At 65.4% G+C, this 14,950-nt stretch carries 16 protein-coding genes; 15 read left to right on the top strand and 1 reads right to left on the bottom strand.

The window, feature by feature from the left end; translation table 11 throughout:
• The first annotated feature begins 1 nt into the window (after position 1).
• From PVE73_RS06085 to PVE73_RS06095, 3 genes are read left to right on the top strand one after another with little or no spacing between them, the layout of a single operon-like run.
• Positions 2–778, top strand: coding sequence for a glucose 1-dehydrogenase (locus PVE73_RS06085; RefSeq protein WP_277366093.1), 777 nt, complete (start codon positions 2–4; stop codon positions 776–778).
• 20 nt (positions 779–798) lie between these two features.
• Positions 799–1,503 (top strand): HAD family hydrolase, encoded by a 705-nt coding sequence (locus tag PVE73_RS06090; RefSeq protein WP_277366094.1) that lies wholly within the window; start codon positions 799–801, stop codon positions 1,501–1,503.
• Positions 1,500–3,083: an FGGY-family carbohydrate kinase gene (locus PVE73_RS06095; protein ID WP_277366095.1), complete on the top strand. Its 1,584-nt coding sequence runs from the start codon at positions 1,500–1,502 to the stop codon at positions 3,081–3,083. Before PVE73_RS06090 ends, PVE73_RS06095 begins: the two co-directional genes overlap by 4 nt.
• 9 nt (positions 3,084–3,092) lie before the next feature.
• Here PVE73_RS06095 and PVE73_RS06100 read toward each other — a convergent pair whose 3' ends face one another.
• On the bottom strand, positions 3,093–3,758 hold the full coding sequence (locus PVE73_RS06100; RefSeq protein ID WP_277367361.1) for a L,D-transpeptidase: 666 nt from the start codon (positions 3,756–3,758) through the stop codon (positions 3,093–3,095).
• On the opposite strand from PVE73_RS06100, the gene PVE73_RS06105 reads away from it, so the two are divergent.
• The 12 genes from PVE73_RS06105 (at position 3,643) to PVE73_RS06160 (ending at position 14,927) form a co-directional block, all read left to right on the top strand.
• A complete protein-coding gene (locus tag PVE73_RS06105) occupies positions 3,643–4,347 on the top strand; it encodes a hypothetical protein (RefSeq protein ID WP_277367597.1) in 705 nt (234 codons plus the stop codon). The two genes, PVE73_RS06100 and PVE73_RS06105, sit on opposite strands and share 116 nt — an antisense overlap.
• Complete coding sequence (locus tag PVE73_RS06110) at positions 4,334–5,086, top strand: SDR family oxidoreductase (protein WP_277366096.1); 753 nt, start codon at positions 4,334–4,336, stop codon at positions 5,084–5,086. Before PVE73_RS06105 ends, PVE73_RS06110 begins: the two co-directional genes overlap by 14 nt.
• A gap of 184 nt (positions 5,087–5,270) precedes the next feature.
• Positions 5,271–6,014, top strand: a complete 744-nt coding sequence (locus PVE73_RS06115; RefSeq protein WP_277366097.1) for an IclR family transcriptional regulator — start codon at positions 5,271–5,273, stop codon at positions 6,012–6,014.
• A 112-nt stretch (positions 6,015–6,126) separates the two neighbouring features.
• Entirely contained in the window at positions 6,127–7,536 is a 1,410-nt protein-coding gene (locus PVE73_RS06120) for an aminomethyltransferase family protein (RefSeq protein ID WP_277366098.1), read from the top strand.
• Between the two features lie 54 nt (positions 7,537–7,590).
• On the top strand, positions 7,591–8,475 hold the full coding sequence (locus tag PVE73_RS06125; protein WP_277366099.1) for an NAD(P)-dependent oxidoreductase: 885 nt from the start codon (positions 7,591–7,593) through the stop codon (positions 8,473–8,475).
• A 192-nt stretch (positions 8,476–8,667) separates the two neighbouring features.
• Positions 8,668–9,654, top strand: coding sequence for a TRAP transporter substrate-binding protein (locus PVE73_RS06130; RefSeq protein WP_277366100.1), 987 nt, complete (start codon positions 8,668–8,670; stop codon positions 9,652–9,654).
• Between the two features lie 25 nt (positions 9,655–9,679).
• Positions 9,680–10,189 carry a TRAP transporter small permease gene (locus tag PVE73_RS06135; RefSeq protein WP_277366101.1) on the top strand — a complete coding sequence of 170 codons (510 nt, stop codon included), beginning with the start codon at positions 9,680–9,682 and terminating at the stop codon, positions 10,187–10,189.
• Entirely contained in the window at positions 10,186–11,490 is a 1,305-nt protein-coding gene (locus PVE73_RS06140) for a TRAP transporter large permease (RefSeq protein WP_277366102.1), read from the top strand. The genes PVE73_RS06135 and PVE73_RS06140 overlap by 4 nt, the downstream gene beginning before the upstream one ends.
• Before the next feature lie 10 nt (positions 11,491–11,500).
• The gene (locus PVE73_RS06145; protein ID WP_277366103.1) at positions 11,501–12,466 is read left to right on the top strand and encodes a catechol 2,3-dioxygenase; all 966 of its coding nucleotides are present in this window, start codon (positions 11,501–11,503) and stop codon (positions 12,464–12,466) included.
• Between the two features lie 10 nt (positions 12,467–12,476).
• The gene (locus tag PVE73_RS06150; RefSeq protein WP_277366104.1) at positions 12,477–13,208 is read left to right on the top strand and encodes a PIG-L deacetylase family protein; all 732 of its coding nucleotides are present in this window, start codon (positions 12,477–12,479) and stop codon (positions 13,206–13,208) included.
• Positions 13,208–13,879: a 4-carboxy-4-hydroxy-2-oxoadipate aldolase/oxaloacetate decarboxylase gene (locus tag PVE73_RS06155; RefSeq protein WP_277366105.1), complete on the top strand. Its 672-nt coding sequence runs from the start codon at positions 13,208–13,210 to the stop codon at positions 13,877–13,879. Before PVE73_RS06150 ends, PVE73_RS06155 begins: the two co-directional genes overlap by 1 nt.
• Entirely contained in the window at positions 13,872–14,927 is a 1,056-nt protein-coding gene (locus tag PVE73_RS06160; RefSeq protein WP_277366106.1) for a 4-oxalomesaconate tautomerase, read from the top strand. Before PVE73_RS06155 ends, PVE73_RS06160 begins: the two co-directional genes overlap by 8 nt.
• Positions 14,928–14,950 lie beyond the last annotated feature (23 nt).

Here is a 14,950-nt window from a genome sequence, read left to right on the forward strand (position 1 = left end):
GATGTATCTGGAAAAACTGAGGCTTGACGGGCGGGTCGCCGTGGTCACCGGCGGCGGGCAGGGCATCGGTGCCGCCTGCGCGCGGGCGCTCGGCGAGGCCGGCGCCATGGTGGTCGTGGCGGATCTCCTGGCCGAGCGGGCCGAGGCCACCGCGCAGGAGCTCTCCGCCGCCGGCATGAATGCGCAGGGCATCGCGCTCGACGTCACGAAATCCGCCGATGTGGATGCCGCGGCCGACGAGATCGCGCGCGAACACGGCCGGATCGATGTCCTCGTCAACAATGCAGGCGTGGCCAAGAGCGACGTGCGCGCGGAGGACACCAGCGACGAGCACTGGCGCTTCCACATGGACGTCAATGTCGACGGCGTGTTCTGGTGCTGCCGCGCCTTCGGCCGGCACATGCTCGAGAAGGGAAGCGGCGCGATCGTGAACATCGGCTCCATGTCCGGCTTTATCGTCAACAAGCCGCAGCCGCAGAGCTTCTACAACGCGTCGAAGGCCGCCGTGCACCACCTCACCAAGTCGCTCGCCGCCGAATGGGGCCGGCGCGGCGTGCGCGTCAATGCCGTGGCGCCGACCTATATCGAGACGCCGCTGACGGCCTTCGGCATGAAGGAGAACCCGGAGATGTACAAGGTATGGCTCGAGATGACGCCCATGGGGCGCGTCGGCCAGCCGGACGAGATCGCCTCCGTCGTGCATTTCCTGGCCTCCGACGCCTCCAGCCTGATGACCGGCTCGATCGTGCTTGCCGACGGCGGCTATACCTGCTGGTGAGGGATCCTGGGTGGAAGGCGATGACGACCGGAGGGCAAGCCGGCACGGCGCTGGTGATCTTCGACTGTGACGGCGTGCTCGTCGATAGCGAGCCTATCTCGGTGTCGGTGCTGCTCGAAGTGATCCGGGAGGCGGGGCTGACGCTGAGCGAGGAGCTTGCCTATGAACGCTTCCTCGGCGTGAGCCTGGCCAGCACCTGCAGCATCCTGCAAGAAGAGTACGATCTCGTGATGACCGCGGCGGCGCTGGACTCGCTCCGCGGGCGCCTCTACAGTCGCTTCCGCGCGGATCTTACGGCAATCACCGGCATCGCCGATGCTCTCGACCGGCTTCACCAGCCCTTTTGCGTGGCCTCCTCGGGGCAGCCGGAGCGGATAAGGCTTTCGCTGGGATTGACTGGACTGCTTGAGAAATTCGAGCCGCATATCTTCAGTGCGACCATGGTCAAGAACGGAAAGCCAGCTCCCGATCTCTTCCTTCATGCAGCCGAGGCGATGGGCGCTGAGCCCGCCCGCTGTGTGGTCGTGGAGGACAGTCCCGCCGGCATCGAGGCCGCCAGGCGCGCCGGCATGCGGGTCTTTGCTTTCGCCGGGGGCTCGCATGCGCGCCGGGAAAGCCATCGCGACGCCATCACGCGCGCCGGGCCCGACCTCGTCTTCGACGACATGACGCTCCTGCCGGAGCTCGTAGAGCGCGGACTTGCTGCGCGGAAGGCTGTTCCATGAGCGATCTGGTCGCGGCGGTCGACGTCGGCACCGGCAGCGCGCGCGCCGGCATCTTCGCGGCTGGAGGCGAACTGCTCGGCCGCGCCCAGCACGACATCGCCATGCAGAAGCCGCTTCCCAACCATGCCGAGCACGACTCGGAGGACATATGGGCGGCGGTCTGCATCGCCGTGCAGGAGGCGTTGAGGGCGGCCGGTGCGGCCCCGGGCGACATCTCCGGCATCAGCTTCGACGCCACCTGCTCTCTGGTGGTGCGCGATCATGAGGGCGGCCAGCTCTCCGTCTCCACGACGGGCGAGAAGCGCTGGGACACGATCGTCTGGCTCGATCACCGGGCGCTGGCGGATGCGGACGAATGCACGGAAACCGGGCACAAGGTGCTCGATTTCATCGGCGGCGTCATGTCGCCGGAGATGGAGACGCCGAAGCTCATGTGGCTGAAGCGCCACCTGCCGGAGAGCTGGGAAAGGGCCGGCTACTTCTTCGATCTTGCCGATTTCCTCACCTGGAAGTCCACGGGCCGGCTCGACCGCTCGCAGTGCACGCTCACCTGCAAATGGACATTCCTCGCCCATGAGGAGCCCGGCTGGAAAGAGGACTTCCTGGCAAAGGTCGGGATCGCCGACATGCGCTCTCGCGGCCGTCTGCCCGAGCGGGTCTCGGCCATCGGCAGCGATCTCGGCCCGCTCCTGCCGCAGGCGGCGGAGGAATTGGGACTGACCACGCGCTGTCGCGTCGGCGTCGGGCTCATAGACGCGCATGCGGGGGCACTCGGCGTGCTCGGCGGCTTTGCCGGCGATTCGACGGAGATCGAGCGCCACCTGGCGCTCATCGCGGGCACGTCCAGCTGCGTCATGGCGCTGTCGCGGGAGCCCAAGCCCGTTCGCGGGCTCTGGGGGCCCTATCTCGGCGCGGCGCTTCCCGACTGCTGGCTCAACGAGGGCGGGCAGTCGGCCACCGGTGCGCTGCTCGACCACATCATCCGCTGGCACGGCGCGGGCGGCAAACCGGACCGGGAGATGCATGCCCGCATCTGCAGCCGCGTGATGGCGCTGCGCGAGAAGGAGGGACCGGAGATCGCGCCGCGCCTCCACGTGCTGCCGGATTTCCACGGCAACCGCTCGCCGCTGGCGGATCCGCATGCGGTGGGGGTGATCAGCGGGCTCACGCTCGATTCCTCCTTCGACAGCCTGTGTCGGCTCTATTGGCGGACGGCGGTCGGCATCGCGCTCGGCGTTCGCCACATCCTCGATGCGCTGAACGAGAAGGGCTATGTGATCGACACGTTGCACATCACCGGCGGCCATACCAGGAACCCGCTCCTCATGGAGCTTTATGCGGATGCGACCGGCTGCACGGTGATCGAGCCGAAGACGGACGATGCCGTGCTGCTCGGAACCGCAATGGTGGCCGCCACGGCCGCCGGCCATTTTCCCGATCTCGTCTCGGCCTGCACGGGGATGCAGCAGGGCGGCGTGGAGCGGCGCCCGGATGCGCGGGCGCGGAGCCGCTTCGACCGCGACTACCGCGTGTTCCTGGAGATGCACCGGCAGCGGCAGGCGCTCGACCGGATCGAGTAGGGCGAAGCCCTACACCGCAAGCTCCGGATTGTGCTGCAGCACGACGACGCGGGCGCCGGCCGGAACACGGTCGTAGAGATCAATGATGTCCTGATTGAGCAGGCGGATGCAGCCGCTCGAGACCGCGCGCCCGATGGACCAGTCCTCCGTGGTGCCGTGGATACGGTAGAGCGTGTCGACTCCGTCCTTGAACAGATAGAGAGCCCGCGGCCCCAGGGGATTGCGCACGCCCGGCTCCATTCCGCCTGCGAGCGGTCCATAGCGCTCGGGCTCCCGCTCGATCATCGATTGCGTGGGTGTCCAGCGCGGCCACTTGCGCTTGTACTGGACGACCGCTTCTCCCTCGAATTCGAGCCCCGCCTTGCCGACGCCGATGCCGTAGCGCAACGCGCGGCCGTTCTCCCGCACGAGATAGAGAAAACGCGCACGCGTATCGACGACGATCGTGCCGGGCGGCTCAGTCGTGGCATAGGCCACTTCCTGACGCAGAAAAGCGGGATCGACTTTGGTGAGGTCGACGGCATCGATCGGAAACGGTTCGTCCCTGATCGGAGCGTACATGCTCAGATATTGCGGCGGGATCTCCGGTTTCGGTGCCGGCTGCGGCCTCTGCCCGGTGGAAGCGCAGCCCGCAAGCGCGGAGGCCGCGGACAAGACGAAGACTCGACGGGACAGATCGGGCAATTTCCAACTCTCCTTCTCGCAACGTGAAGATCGCCCGATCTCGGTGAACGATGTGGCAAGATTGGAGCCGGCTGGTCACCCATGTGCGATGGCGGGCCTTGTGTTGCAGGTCCGCCACGCTTTTTTGGGGTTCGGATCAGAGCCGTCGCGCGATCGCTCCCCCCGCCACGGCACCGCCGACGCCGCCGACGATCGCGCCGCCGGTGCCTGCAATGGCATCGCCCAGCACTGCGCCGCCGACACCACCGGCGACGGCACCGCCTATGGTCTTTTCCCGGGTGGTGCAGCCCGCGGCAAGCGCCACGGCTCCAATCAAGCAAATCACACTCAGCGTCCTGCGCATCGAGTTCCTCTCTCCTTGCTGATTCCCGACACCGCCCGCTCGTTCCCTACACCGGGCGGTGTCGAAGATGAAGAGGCTGGCGCGCAGGCTTGGTTCAAAGCCGATCAGGTCTTCATCATTGACGTCTACTTCAATGATGTGGACGATCGCTGCTTCAGGATCGTCCTGCCGAAGGGCTCCAAGGCGCCCGCTTGCAAATCTCCACCAGTCGAGAGGAAGAATCATGCGTCGTTTTGAGAACAAGATCGCGCTCATCACCGGCGGCGGCCGGGATATCGGGCGCGCCTGCGCCCTCCGCCTCGCCCAGGAGGGGGCGCGTGTCGCCATCACCTACAACGCCACCAGGAGCGGCGCGGAAGAGGCATTGGCCGAGATCGAAAAGGCGGGCGGCAGCGCGATCATCATCCAGGCAGACCTGACGAAACTCCCCGAGGCGGAGAATGCGGTTTCGGAAACGGTAGAGGCCTTCGGCGGCAAGCTCGATGCGCTCGTGCATGTTACCGGCGGGCTCGTGGCGCGCAAGACCATCGCCGAGATGGACGAGGCTTTCTGGCATGCGGTGCTCGACGTGAACCTGACCTCGCTCTTCCTGACGACGAAGGCGGCGCTGCCGCAGATGGCCGACGGCGGGGCGATCGTAACGCTTTCCTCGCAGGCGGGGCGCGACGGCGGAGGGCCGGGCGCCGTCGCCTATGCCACGTCCAAGGGCGGCGTCATGACCTTCACACGCGGCCTCGCCAAGGAAGTCGGGCCGCGCATCCGCGTCAACGCGGTGTGCCCGGGCATGATCGCCACCACGTTCCACGATACCTTCACCACGCCGGACGTGCGCGAGCGCGTCGCTGCCGCCGCGCCGCTGAAGCGCGAGGGAACGTCGGAAGACGTGGCGGCGACCGTCGCTTTCCTGGCCTCTTCCGATGGGGCTTACATCACCGGCGCCTGCGTCGACATCAATGGCGGGATGCTCTACTCGTAAGCCTTCAGGCGTGGAGGGACCTCGCGTGGAACACGCGGCTTCGACGGGACTCGCGCGCCACGGTGGATAGGAGCAGGGCGCGCGGCCGCGCCGGCCGTGACAAGGCTGCTCCCGCATCGATCCGATCCTGCGGCGGCTTCTCCCACGATTGACGGAGAGTGGCGTTTCACGTACATGAAACTACATGATGGTGAAAGAAAAGACTCCGGCATCCGTCAAGTCCGCGGCCCGAGCCATGGATATCGTCGAGCAGGTTTCGCGCCGGGGGGCGGCGACCGCGCGCGAGATCAGCCGCGCCACCGGAATTCCCGAAAGCAGCCTTTCCTATCTGCTCACCACGCTGGTGAGCCGCGACTGGCTGTCACCCTCGGCAGACCGGAGCTATACGATCGGACCGGCTCTCTCGCGGCTTGCGGTTGGCAACCCGCCGAGCCTTGCGGAGCGGAGGGCTGCGATGATGCGTGCTATCGCAGGCGCCACCGGCGAGACGGCCTCTCTCTTCATTCGGCGCGACAGCGACGTGGAAGTGGTGGACGTGGCGCTTTCCAGCCATGCACTGCGCTTCACGCCGCAAAAGGGGATGCGCGTGCCCCTGCACAGTTTCGCATCCGGGAAGGCATTGTTGTCCACGCTTCCGCAGGATCTGCTGGATGAATATCTCGCGACCGTGCCGCGGGCGCGTTTCACGCCCTACACGCTCGTGGACGAACAGAGCCTGCGGGAAGACCTGAAGCGCACGCGGGATCGCGGCTACGCACTCTCCCGCGAAGAACACACGATCGGCGTGATGGGGATCGGCGTGGCCCTCGACGGCCAGCACAGCCTCAGCGTCGCCATTCCCTCTCCCCGTTTCGACCACCTGACGGAAAGGAAAGTCTCCGACGAGGTCATCCGGGTCGTCCGCGAAATGGACAGCGCGCGGGGCTGACGCCTTCGCCGCCGGGCCGAAGCGGGTCCCGCATGGCTTGACAGCCTCCGCCATGCGGTGTTTTCATGAATGTGTAGTTTCATATTGTTGAAACTCACGGGAGGAAAACAAGATGTCGAAACGCAGCCTCGAAGACCTGCTTCAGGAGAGCGGCAATACGGTAGAGCTTCTCCGCAACCAGCAGACGGGGCCGAACGTCTATCCCGGCGTTCCGCCCGAGTTCACCAACTGGCGGGACGAACAGGCGGCGTGGCAGAAAACCTGCGTGCTCTTCAACCAATCCTACCATATGGCGGATCTGGCGATCGAGGGACCGGATGCGCTGAAGCTGCTTTCGCGTCTGGGCGTCAACAGCTTCGCCAACTTCACCATAGACAAGGCCAAGCAATTCGTTCCGTGCAGCCATGACGGCTATGTCATCGGCGATGTGATCCTCTTCTATCTGGCCGAGAACACCTTCAACATGGTGGGGCGTATCCCCGTTCTGAACTGGGTGCGCTATCACGCGGAGACCGGCGGATACGACGTGAAGGTGGAACTCGACGAACGCTCCGCCGCGCGGCCCGATCCGTTCAACCGTAAGACCTATCGCTTCCAGATCCAGGGGCCGAACGCCACGAAGGTGATCGAAGAGGTCACCGGCAAGCCGGCGCCGGAGCTCAAATTCTTCAACATGACGTGGATGGACATTGCCGGGAAGAAGGTGCGAGCGCTACGCCACGGTATGGCGGGGCAGCCGGGCTACGAACTCTTCGGTCCGTGGGCCGACGGCGAGCAGGTGCGCGAGGCGCTGGTGAAAGCCGGCGAAACGTTCGGGCTCCTGCAGGTCGGCGGTCGCGCCTATTCGTCCAACACGCTGGAATCAGGCTGGATTCCCTCACCGCTGCCAGCCGTCTATACCGGGGAGAAGATGAAGCCCTATCGCGAATGGCTCACCGAAGACAGCTACGAGGCCACGGCCTCGATCGGCGGCAGCTTCGTCTCCGATAATATCGAGGACTACTACTTGACGCCGTGGGACCTGGGTTACGGTCCGTTCGTCAGGTTCGACCACGATTTCATCGGTCGCGAGGCCCTGGAGCGCAAGGCGAAGGAGACGCACCGCAAGAAGGTCACGCTTGCTCTGGAGGACGAGGACGTGATGCGCGCCGTCGCTTCCCAGCTCGAAAAGGGCAGCGGGCGGGCGAAGTTCATCGAATTCCCTTCGGCCGTCTATTCCATGCATCCCTATGACAAGGTGACGTCGGACGGGAAAACGGTCGGCATCTCCACCTGGATCGGCTACAGTTCCAACGAGCGCAAGATGCTCACGCTGGCGATCCTGGACGAGGAACATGCCCAGCCGGGTACCGAGGTGACCTTCGTGTGGGGCGAGGAAGGGGGCGGCACGAGGAAGCCGACCGTCGAGCCCCACTCGCAGACCGAGATCCGCGCCATCGTAAGCCCGGTTCCCTATGTCGAGGTGGTGCGCAAGTCCTACGCCGACGGCGGCTGGCGCGCCAAGGGCGGTGCGGCGGCCTGAGCGCGGGCGCTTGCCTGCCCGGCGGGGTTGCCGCCGCAACATGGAGCACCGTCGATGCATATTGCTTTCATAGGGTTCGGCGAGGCCGCGCGCGCCTTCGTGCGGACGCTTCGAGAGGCCGAACCCGGCCTCCGCTTCTCCGCCTACGACGTTCTTCTCGGCTCGGCGGACGACGCCTCCATGCGGGCGGCCGCCGAAGCTGAGAATGTCGAACTGGCTAACACGCCAGAGGACGCCGTCGAAGAAGCCGACTGGGTGGTTTCCGCCGTCACGGCGGCCTCCAGCTTCGATGCTGCCCGCTCCGTGGCCGCGGCACTCCGCGGGAGCCGGGTCTATCTCGACATCAATTCGGTGTCGGCGGGCGTGAAGCAGCGGACGGCGGCGCTGATCGGGGAAAGCGGCTGCGTCTATGTGGACATGGCGGTCATGTCGCCTGTCCATCCGCGCGGGCACCGCTCGCCGGTTCTGATCGCGGGGAATCTCGACGCGGCTCTGATCGGCCGGCTCGAGGAACTCAAGTTCGACTTCGAACTGGTTGGCCGCGAGCCGGGCATGGCGGCGACGATCAAGATGGTGCGCAGCCTGTTCGTGAAGGGGCTGGAGGCGATCAGCGTGCAGATGCTGATGGCGGCTGAGCGCGCCGGCTGCCTGGAGCGGGTCAAGGGTTCGCTCGCCGAAAGCTTTCCCCAGTTCGAATGGGACCGCTTCCTTTCCTACGAGTTCGAGCGCGTGGCGACCCACGGTGTCAGGCGCGCGGCGGAGATGCGCGAGTCGGCGGTGGCGATGGAGGAACTGGGCTTTCCGGAAGGCCGCGCGTTGGCAGCCGCGATCGCCGCGCTGCAGGAAGCGGTCGGCGGCCTGGGACTGAAGCTCGGAAAGGTCACGGACCCGGCTCAGGCGGCCAAGCAGGTCTCGGATGCGCTCTCCCAGCGGGAGTGATCGGATCCTGTTGGAAGCCGAAGGGGATTTGCAAGTCATTTCAGTTCCTTGGACATTTGCATTGCAGGCGCCTGTAGCAAAAACTTATGGCGAAATCCGACTTTGAATTGGTCTGCGGAAGCGCATCCGGCTATCGAACCTTGGGAGCTGGCCGGATTCTTTCCGGGCAGCGCTTTGCACAGGGAGGAAGTCATGAATGCCTTGTTGAAGGGTTCCATCGGCTTGACGATGCTGGCGTCGAGCACGGTGCTCGCGGCGGCCGAGGAACTGTCGCTTGCCCATTTCGTGGCGCCGAGCCATGTGGTGACTGCTTCGGTGGTGGAGCCGCTCGCCGAAGGCGTGAAGGCCGACAGCAATGGCGATCTGACGATCCAGGTCTATCCCGGCGGGGAGCTTGGCGCAGGGCCTATGGAGCAGTATGTGCGCGCCGTCCAGGGTGTCGCCGACATCACCTGGGGCCTGGCCGGCTATACCTCGTCCCAGTTCCCGAAATCGATGATCGTGGAGATGCCCGGCGCCGTGCCGGAGGGCGTGACCGGCTACGACATGCTCTGGAACGCGTTCGATATACATCTGAAGAGCGAGTTCCCCGGCACCCATCCGCTCGCGCTCTGGATCTCGGAGCCGAACGTGTTCATCATGAAAGACCATGATGTGCGTTCACCCGACGATCTGAAGGGCCTGCGCATCCGGGTGTCCGGCTCCGTCTCCGGTGCGCTCGTGGAAGCGCTCGGCGCGACACCGGTGCAGATGCCTGCGGGCGAGATGTACAATGCGCTGCAGACCGGCCTGATCGACGGTATCGTCACCGGTTCCAGCGCCATCAACGACTTCAAGCTCGACGAGGTGGCGAATTCCTACACGGTGGGCGCGCCGCTCGGGCACATCATGTTCTACCTGGTCATGAACCAGGGGCGGTATGACGGGCTTTCCGCCGAGCACAAGGCCATCCTCGACAAGCACACCGGCCGCACCCTGTCCCAGAAGGGCGAGGAGGGCTGGAACGCCGCCGCCGAGCGCACGATGGAATCGGTACGCGCGGATTCCGGCAATACGGTCATCGATCTGACCGAGGAGGAGATCGTGCCCTTCAAGGAGGTCGCGGATCGCGTGCGCGAGAAGCTGATCGCCGATATGGGGGCGCAGGACGTGCTCGACGCCATGGTCGCAAAGAACTGACCATGGTTTCGGGGCGGGCGGTGCCATGATCCGGTTGCGCATTATGGTGGACAGACTGATCGGCCTGTCCAACCTCCTGGGAAGCGCAGCGCTCGCGCTCGTCACCATTGTCATCCTGATCGACGTGATCGGGCGCTATTTCGGCGCGCCGCTTCGCGGTGCCCAAGACATCGGCCAGATGGGCATGGTGCTGATCGTCTTCGGCGGCATGGCCTGGTGCGGCCGTCAGGGCGGGCACATCGCCATCGACATCTTCGAGAATGCCTTTCCTGAGCGCGTGAACCACGCGATCGACATCGGCGTGGCCTTTCTGGGGGCCTTCCTCTTTGCGGCGATCGCCTGGAAGGTCATCCAGTCCGCCCAGCTCTCGCTGATGCTCAACTTGGCCACCAACATCATCCAGTTGCCCAAGGCGTGGTTCCAGTGGGCGCTGGCGGGCTTCTCCATCCTCACAGCGCTTACCATGCTCCTGCGCGGCATCGAGCTGATCCTGGGCGGCAGCGGCCGGGCCGAGCGCAAGGAGGCGATGCTTTGAGTGCGACCCTGATCGGTCTCCTCGGGCTCGCGGCTCTCTTTGCACTCTTCGCACTGCGCGTGCCCGTGGCCTTTGCCATGTTCACGGTCGGGCTTGTGGGAGTCTCCATCCTTTCGAGTCCTTCCAACGCCTTCAATCTCCTGGCGAGCGAGACTTTCACGCTGGCCTCCAGCGCGGAGCTCATCGTCATTCCGCTCTTCATCCTGATGGGCAATGTGGCGACCGAGAGCGGCATGAGCCGCAGGCTCTATGACGCGGCCTATGCGCTGATCGGCTCCATCAGGGGCGGGCTCGCCTCGGCCACCATCGTCGGCTGCGGCGGGTTTGCCGCGCTCTGCGGCTCCTCCGTCGCCTCGGCCCTGACGATGGGGCGCGTGTCGCTCGCGGAGATGGACCGCTTCAACTACAGCCCGAAGCTTTCCACCGGCGCGGTGGCGGCGGGCGGCACGCTCGGCATCCTCATTCCGCCGTCCACCGGCTTCGTGGTCTACGCCATCCTCACGCAGCAATCGATCGGCCGGCTTTTCCTCGCCGGCGTGCTGCCGGGCATCATGCTGCTCCTGATGTTCATCCTTCTCATCACGGCGCTCTCCTATATGAGGCCGGACTATGGACCGCCGGGGCCGCACAGGGGCTGGAGGGAAAAGTCCGTCGCTTTCGCCCGCGCGGTCCCGATCCTCGCCATCGTGCTCCTCACGATCGGCGGCATCTATCTTGGCTTCTTCTCCCCAGTCGAGGCGGCTGCCGTGGGCGCGGGGCTGGTGATCCTTTTCGGTGCGGCCGCCGGACAGCTCAAGCTCGCCGGCCTCTATCGTGCCCTCCGCGACTCCATCGTCACCACCGCCACTGTGATGCTGATCCTGATCTCGGCGCATCTGCTCAACCCGTTCCTGGCGCTGAGCCGCATTCCGCGCGAGGTCGCCGGCTTCTTGAGCGGGCTCGACATCGCGCCGACGGCCGTGCTGGCGCTGATCCTCGCCTGCTACATGGTGCTGGGGCTGTTCCTGGAAGGCTTCGCCATGCTGGTGCTGACGATGCCGATCTTCTTCCCGGCCGTGATCGCGCTTGGCTTCGACCCCATCTGGTTCGGCGTGCTCGTGGTGATCACGCTCGAGATGGGGCTGATCAGCCCGCCGGTGGGCGTCAATGTCTTCATTGTCAAATCGGTCGCGCCCGGCGTGCCGCTGCGCGACATCTTCGTTGGCGTGGCGCCGTTCTGGTTCGTGATGCTGGTGGCGGTGATCATCCTCGTCATGTTCCCGCAGATCGTGCTCTATCTGCCCAATAGGATGATCGGATAGGAGGAAAGATATGGCCGAGCCATGCTTCGATGTCGCCCATCTGGGCCATGTGGAGGTGCTGACCAACAAATTCGAGGAGAGCCTCGATTTCTTCGTGAACGTCTATGGCTTGACGGAGAGCGGCCGCGACGAGACGTCCGTCTACCTGCGCGGCTGGGACGATTACGAGTTCCACACGCTGAAGCTCACGCGGTCGGAGACCACGGGCGTCGGCCATGTCGCTTACCGCGCGTCCTCGCCGGAAGCGCTGGAGCGGCGCGTCGCGGTCATCGAGAAGATGGGCTGCGGCATCGGCTGGGTGGAGGGCGACCTTGGCCATGGCCGCGCCTACCGCTTCACCGATCCGGACGGGCACATCTTCGAGCTCTACTACGACACCAAGCTCTACGAGGCTCCACCGGAAGAGCGGCCCGCGCTCAAGAATATAGCGCAGCGCTACCATGGGCGCGGCGTCTGCGTGCGCCGGATCGATCACCTCAACCTGCTCGCCCGCGACGTGGCGGCGATCCGGGACTTCATGACCGCGGCGCTGGGCAGCCGTGTGACCGAGCAGATCGTGCTCGACAGCGGCCGGCTCGCCGGCTGCTGGTTCACCGTCAACAACAAGAGCTACGACATCGCCTATACGGAGGACCATTACGGCGTGTCCGGCCGGTTCCACCATGTCACCTATGCGGTGGACAGCCGCGAGGACGTGCTGCGCGCGGCCGACATCTTCCTGGAAAACGGCGTCTTCATCGAATCCGGCCCGCACAAGCATGCGATCCAGGGCACCTTCTTCCTTTACGTCTACGAGCCCGCGGGCAACCGCGTCGAGGTCGCCAATGCCGGCGCGCGGCTGATCCTGAGGCCCGACTGGCAGCCCATCACCTGGACCGAGGCCGAGCGGAAGAAGGGACAGGCCTGGGGCATGAAGACGATCGAAACCTTCCACACCCATGGAACGCCGCCGGTCGATCCGGCGAAGAAAGCTTGAGAGGCAAGAGATGAGCAACAGAACAGCGCTGGTGATCAGCGCCCATTCGGCGGACTTCGTGTGGCGCTGCGGCGGCGCCATCGCCCTTCATCAGAAAAAGGGCGTGGACGTGACCGTCGTCTGCCTTTCCTATGGCGAACGCGGCGAGAGCGCGAAGCTGTGGAAGAGCCCGGACGCCACGCTCGAAGGGGTGAAGGTCGCCCGCCGAAAGGAGGCGGAAGGCGCGGCCAGGGCGCTCGGCGTCCATGACATCCAGTTCTTCGACCTGGGCGACTATCCGCTGGAGATGGACCGGGAAGCCAAGTACCGGCTGGTCGAGGTGATCCGCAGGGTGCAGCCCGCCTTCATGCTCTCGCACTCGCTGGAGGACCCCTACAACACCGACCATCCTTATGCGACCAGGATGGCGCTGGAATGCCGCATGATCGCGCAGGCTTGGGGCCACAATCCCGGTGAGAAGGTGCTCGGCGCGCCGCAGCTCTATCTCTTCGAGCCGCACCAGACCGAGCAGTGCAACTGGAAGCCCGACACGATCCTCGACATCACCGATGTATGGGACCAGAAGCGCGCGGCCATCGAATGCATGGAAGGCCAGCAGCACCTCTGGAATTACTACACCAATGCCGCCGAGAACCGGGCCAACCAGTTCCGCCGCAATTCGGGCGGGCAGGCCGGCGGCCGCGAGGCGAAATACGCGGAAGCCTTCCAGTCGATCTTCCCGCGCACCGTGGATGAACTCTGATGGGTGTCGTGGTCCAGGATATCGCACGCGCCGAGCCGGAGGTGATCGCCGGCCTCGCCGAATGCGGCGTGGCGACCGTCCATGAGGCACAGGGGCGCACCGGGCTTCTGGCCTCCTACATGCGGCCGATCTATTCCGGCGCGCGCATCGCGGGCTCCGCGGTCACCATCTCCGCGCCGCCGGGCGACAACTGGATGGTGCATGTGGCGATCGAGCAGTTGCGCGCAGGGGACATCCTTGTGCTCGCGCCTACCTCGCCGTCGGACGCCGGCTATTTCGGCGATCTGCTCGCCACCTCGGCCATGGCGCGCGGCTGCAAGGGTCTCATCATCGATGCAGGCGTGCGCGACGTGGCCGATCTTACGAAAATGGGCTTCCCCGTCTGGTCGCACCATGTCTGCGCGCAGGGCACGGTGAAGGAGACGCTGGGCTCGGTGAACGTACCGATCGTCTGCGCGGGCGCGCTCGTCAATCCGGGCGACGTGATCGTGGCCGATGACGACGGCGTCTGCGTCGTGCCGCGCGAGAAGGCCGACGAGGTGCTGGAGAAAGCGCAGGCGCGTATTGCCAACGAGGAGGCGAAACGCAAGCGGCTTGCCGCCGGCGAGCTCGGCCTCGACATCTACGGCATGCGCGAGAGGCTGAAGGAGAAGGGCCTGAAATATGTCTGACGGCATCCGCGCCATGTGGATGCGGGGAGGGACTTCCAAGGGGGGCTACTTCCTCGCCTCCGACCTGCCGCAGGACCCGCGGGAACGCGATGCGCTGCTGCTCAGCCTCATGGGCTCGCCCGACCCGCGCCAGATTGACGGGATGGGCGGCGCCAACCCGCTCACCTCCAAGGTGGCCGTGGTGAAGCCTTCCGAGCGCCGGGGCGTCGATGTGGACTACCTCTTCCTGCAGGTCTTCGTCGACCAGGCGATCGTCTCCGACTCCCAGAATTGCGGCAACATCCTCGCAGGCGTCGGCCCCTTCGCCATCGAGCGCGGGCTGGTGCCGGCGAAACCGGACGAGACGGACGTCCGCATCTTCATGGAGAACACCAACCAGATCGCCGTTGCCACGGTCGAGACGCCCGATGGCCAGGTCAATTATGCAGGTGACGCGCGTATCGACGGTGTTCCGGGCACGGCCGCGCCCATCCCCATCGTCTTTCAGGATACGGCCGGCTCAACCTGCGGGGCGCTGCTGCCCTCCGGCAAACCGGTGGATGTGATCGGGGGCGTGCGGGCGACGCTCATCGACAACGGCATGCCCTGCGTGATCCTCGACGCGGCCGATTTCGGCATCTCCGGGCAGGAGACGCCGAAGGAGCTGGAAGCCAATGCCGAGCTCAAGGCGCACCTCGAAACCATCCGGCTCAAGGCGGGCCCGATGATGAATCTTGGGGGTGTTGCGGAGAAATCCGTGCCCAAGATGACGCTCGTGAGCCCCGCGCGGCATGGCGGCGTCATCTCGACCCGCAGCTTCATTCCGCATCGCTGCCATGACGCAATCGGTGTTTTCGGCGCGGTCAGCGTCGCCACTGCCTGCCTGCTTCCCGAGGGGCCGGCGGCGGCATATGCCGAAATTCCGGGCGGGCATTCCAAATCCATGTCCGTCGAACATCCGACCGGCGAGTTCACCGTTATCGCCAATCTAGACGAGAAGGGCCAAATTCAATCCGCCGGCGTGCTGAGGACCGCGCGCAAGCTCGCGGACGGCCTCGTTTTTCCATAACAAGAGCAGCGTAATGAGCGGGG

The organism is Chelativorans sp. AA-79 (assembly GCF_029457495.1).
In the GTDB taxonomy this organism is placed as follows: Bacteria; Pseudomonadota; Alphaproteobacteria; order Rhizobiales; family Rhizobiaceae; genus Chelativorans.

Bases quoted from the DNA above. Each gene is read 5' to 3' on its own strand.
- PVE73_RS06085 (WP_277366093.1), top strand. From the start codon at position 2: ATGTATCTGGAAAAACTGAGGCTTGACGGGCGGGTCGCCGTGGTCACC.
- PVE73_RS06090 (WP_277366094.1), top strand. From the start codon at position 799: ATGACGACCGGAGGGCAAGCCGGCACGGCGCTGGTGATCTTCGACTGT.
- PVE73_RS06095 (WP_277366095.1), top strand. From the start codon at position 1,500: ATGAGCGATCTGGTCGCGGCGGTCGACGTCGGCACCGGCAGCGCGCGC.
- PVE73_RS06105 (WP_277367597.1), top strand. From the start codon at position 3,643: ATGCTCAGATATTGCGGCGGGATCTCCGGTTTCGGTGCCGGCTGCGGC.
- PVE73_RS06110 (WP_277366096.1), top strand. From the start codon at position 4,334: ATGCGTCGTTTTGAGAACAAGATCGCGCTCATCACCGGCGGCGGCCGG.
- PVE73_RS06115 (WP_277366097.1), top strand. From the start codon at position 5,271: ATGATGGTGAAAGAAAAGACTCCGGCATCCGTCAAGTCCGCGGCCCGA.
- PVE73_RS06120 (WP_277366098.1), top strand. From the start codon at position 6,127: ATGTCGAAACGCAGCCTCGAAGACCTGCTTCAGGAGAGCGGCAATACG.
- PVE73_RS06125 (WP_277366099.1), top strand. From the start codon at position 7,591: ATGCATATTGCTTTCATAGGGTTCGGCGAGGCCGCGCGCGCCTTCGTG.
- PVE73_RS06130 (WP_277366100.1), top strand. From the start codon at position 8,668: ATGAATGCCTTGTTGAAGGGTTCCATCGGCTTGACGATGCTGGCGTCG.
- PVE73_RS06135 (WP_277366101.1), top strand. From the start codon at position 9,680: ATGATCCGGTTGCGCATTATGGTGGACAGACTGATCGGCCTGTCCAAC.
- PVE73_RS06145 (WP_277366103.1), top strand. From the start codon at position 11,501: ATGGCCGAGCCATGCTTCGATGTCGCCCATCTGGGCCATGTGGAGGTG.
- PVE73_RS06150 (WP_277366104.1), top strand. From the start codon at position 12,477: ATGAGCAACAGAACAGCGCTGGTGATCAGCGCCCATTCGGCGGACTTC.
- PVE73_RS06155 (WP_277366105.1), top strand. From the start codon at position 13,208: ATGGGTGTCGTGGTCCAGGATATCGCACGCGCCGAGCCGGAGGTGATC.
- PVE73_RS06160 (WP_277366106.1), top strand. From the start codon at position 13,872: ATGTCTGACGGCATCCGCGCCATGTGGATGCGGGGAGGGACTTCCAAG.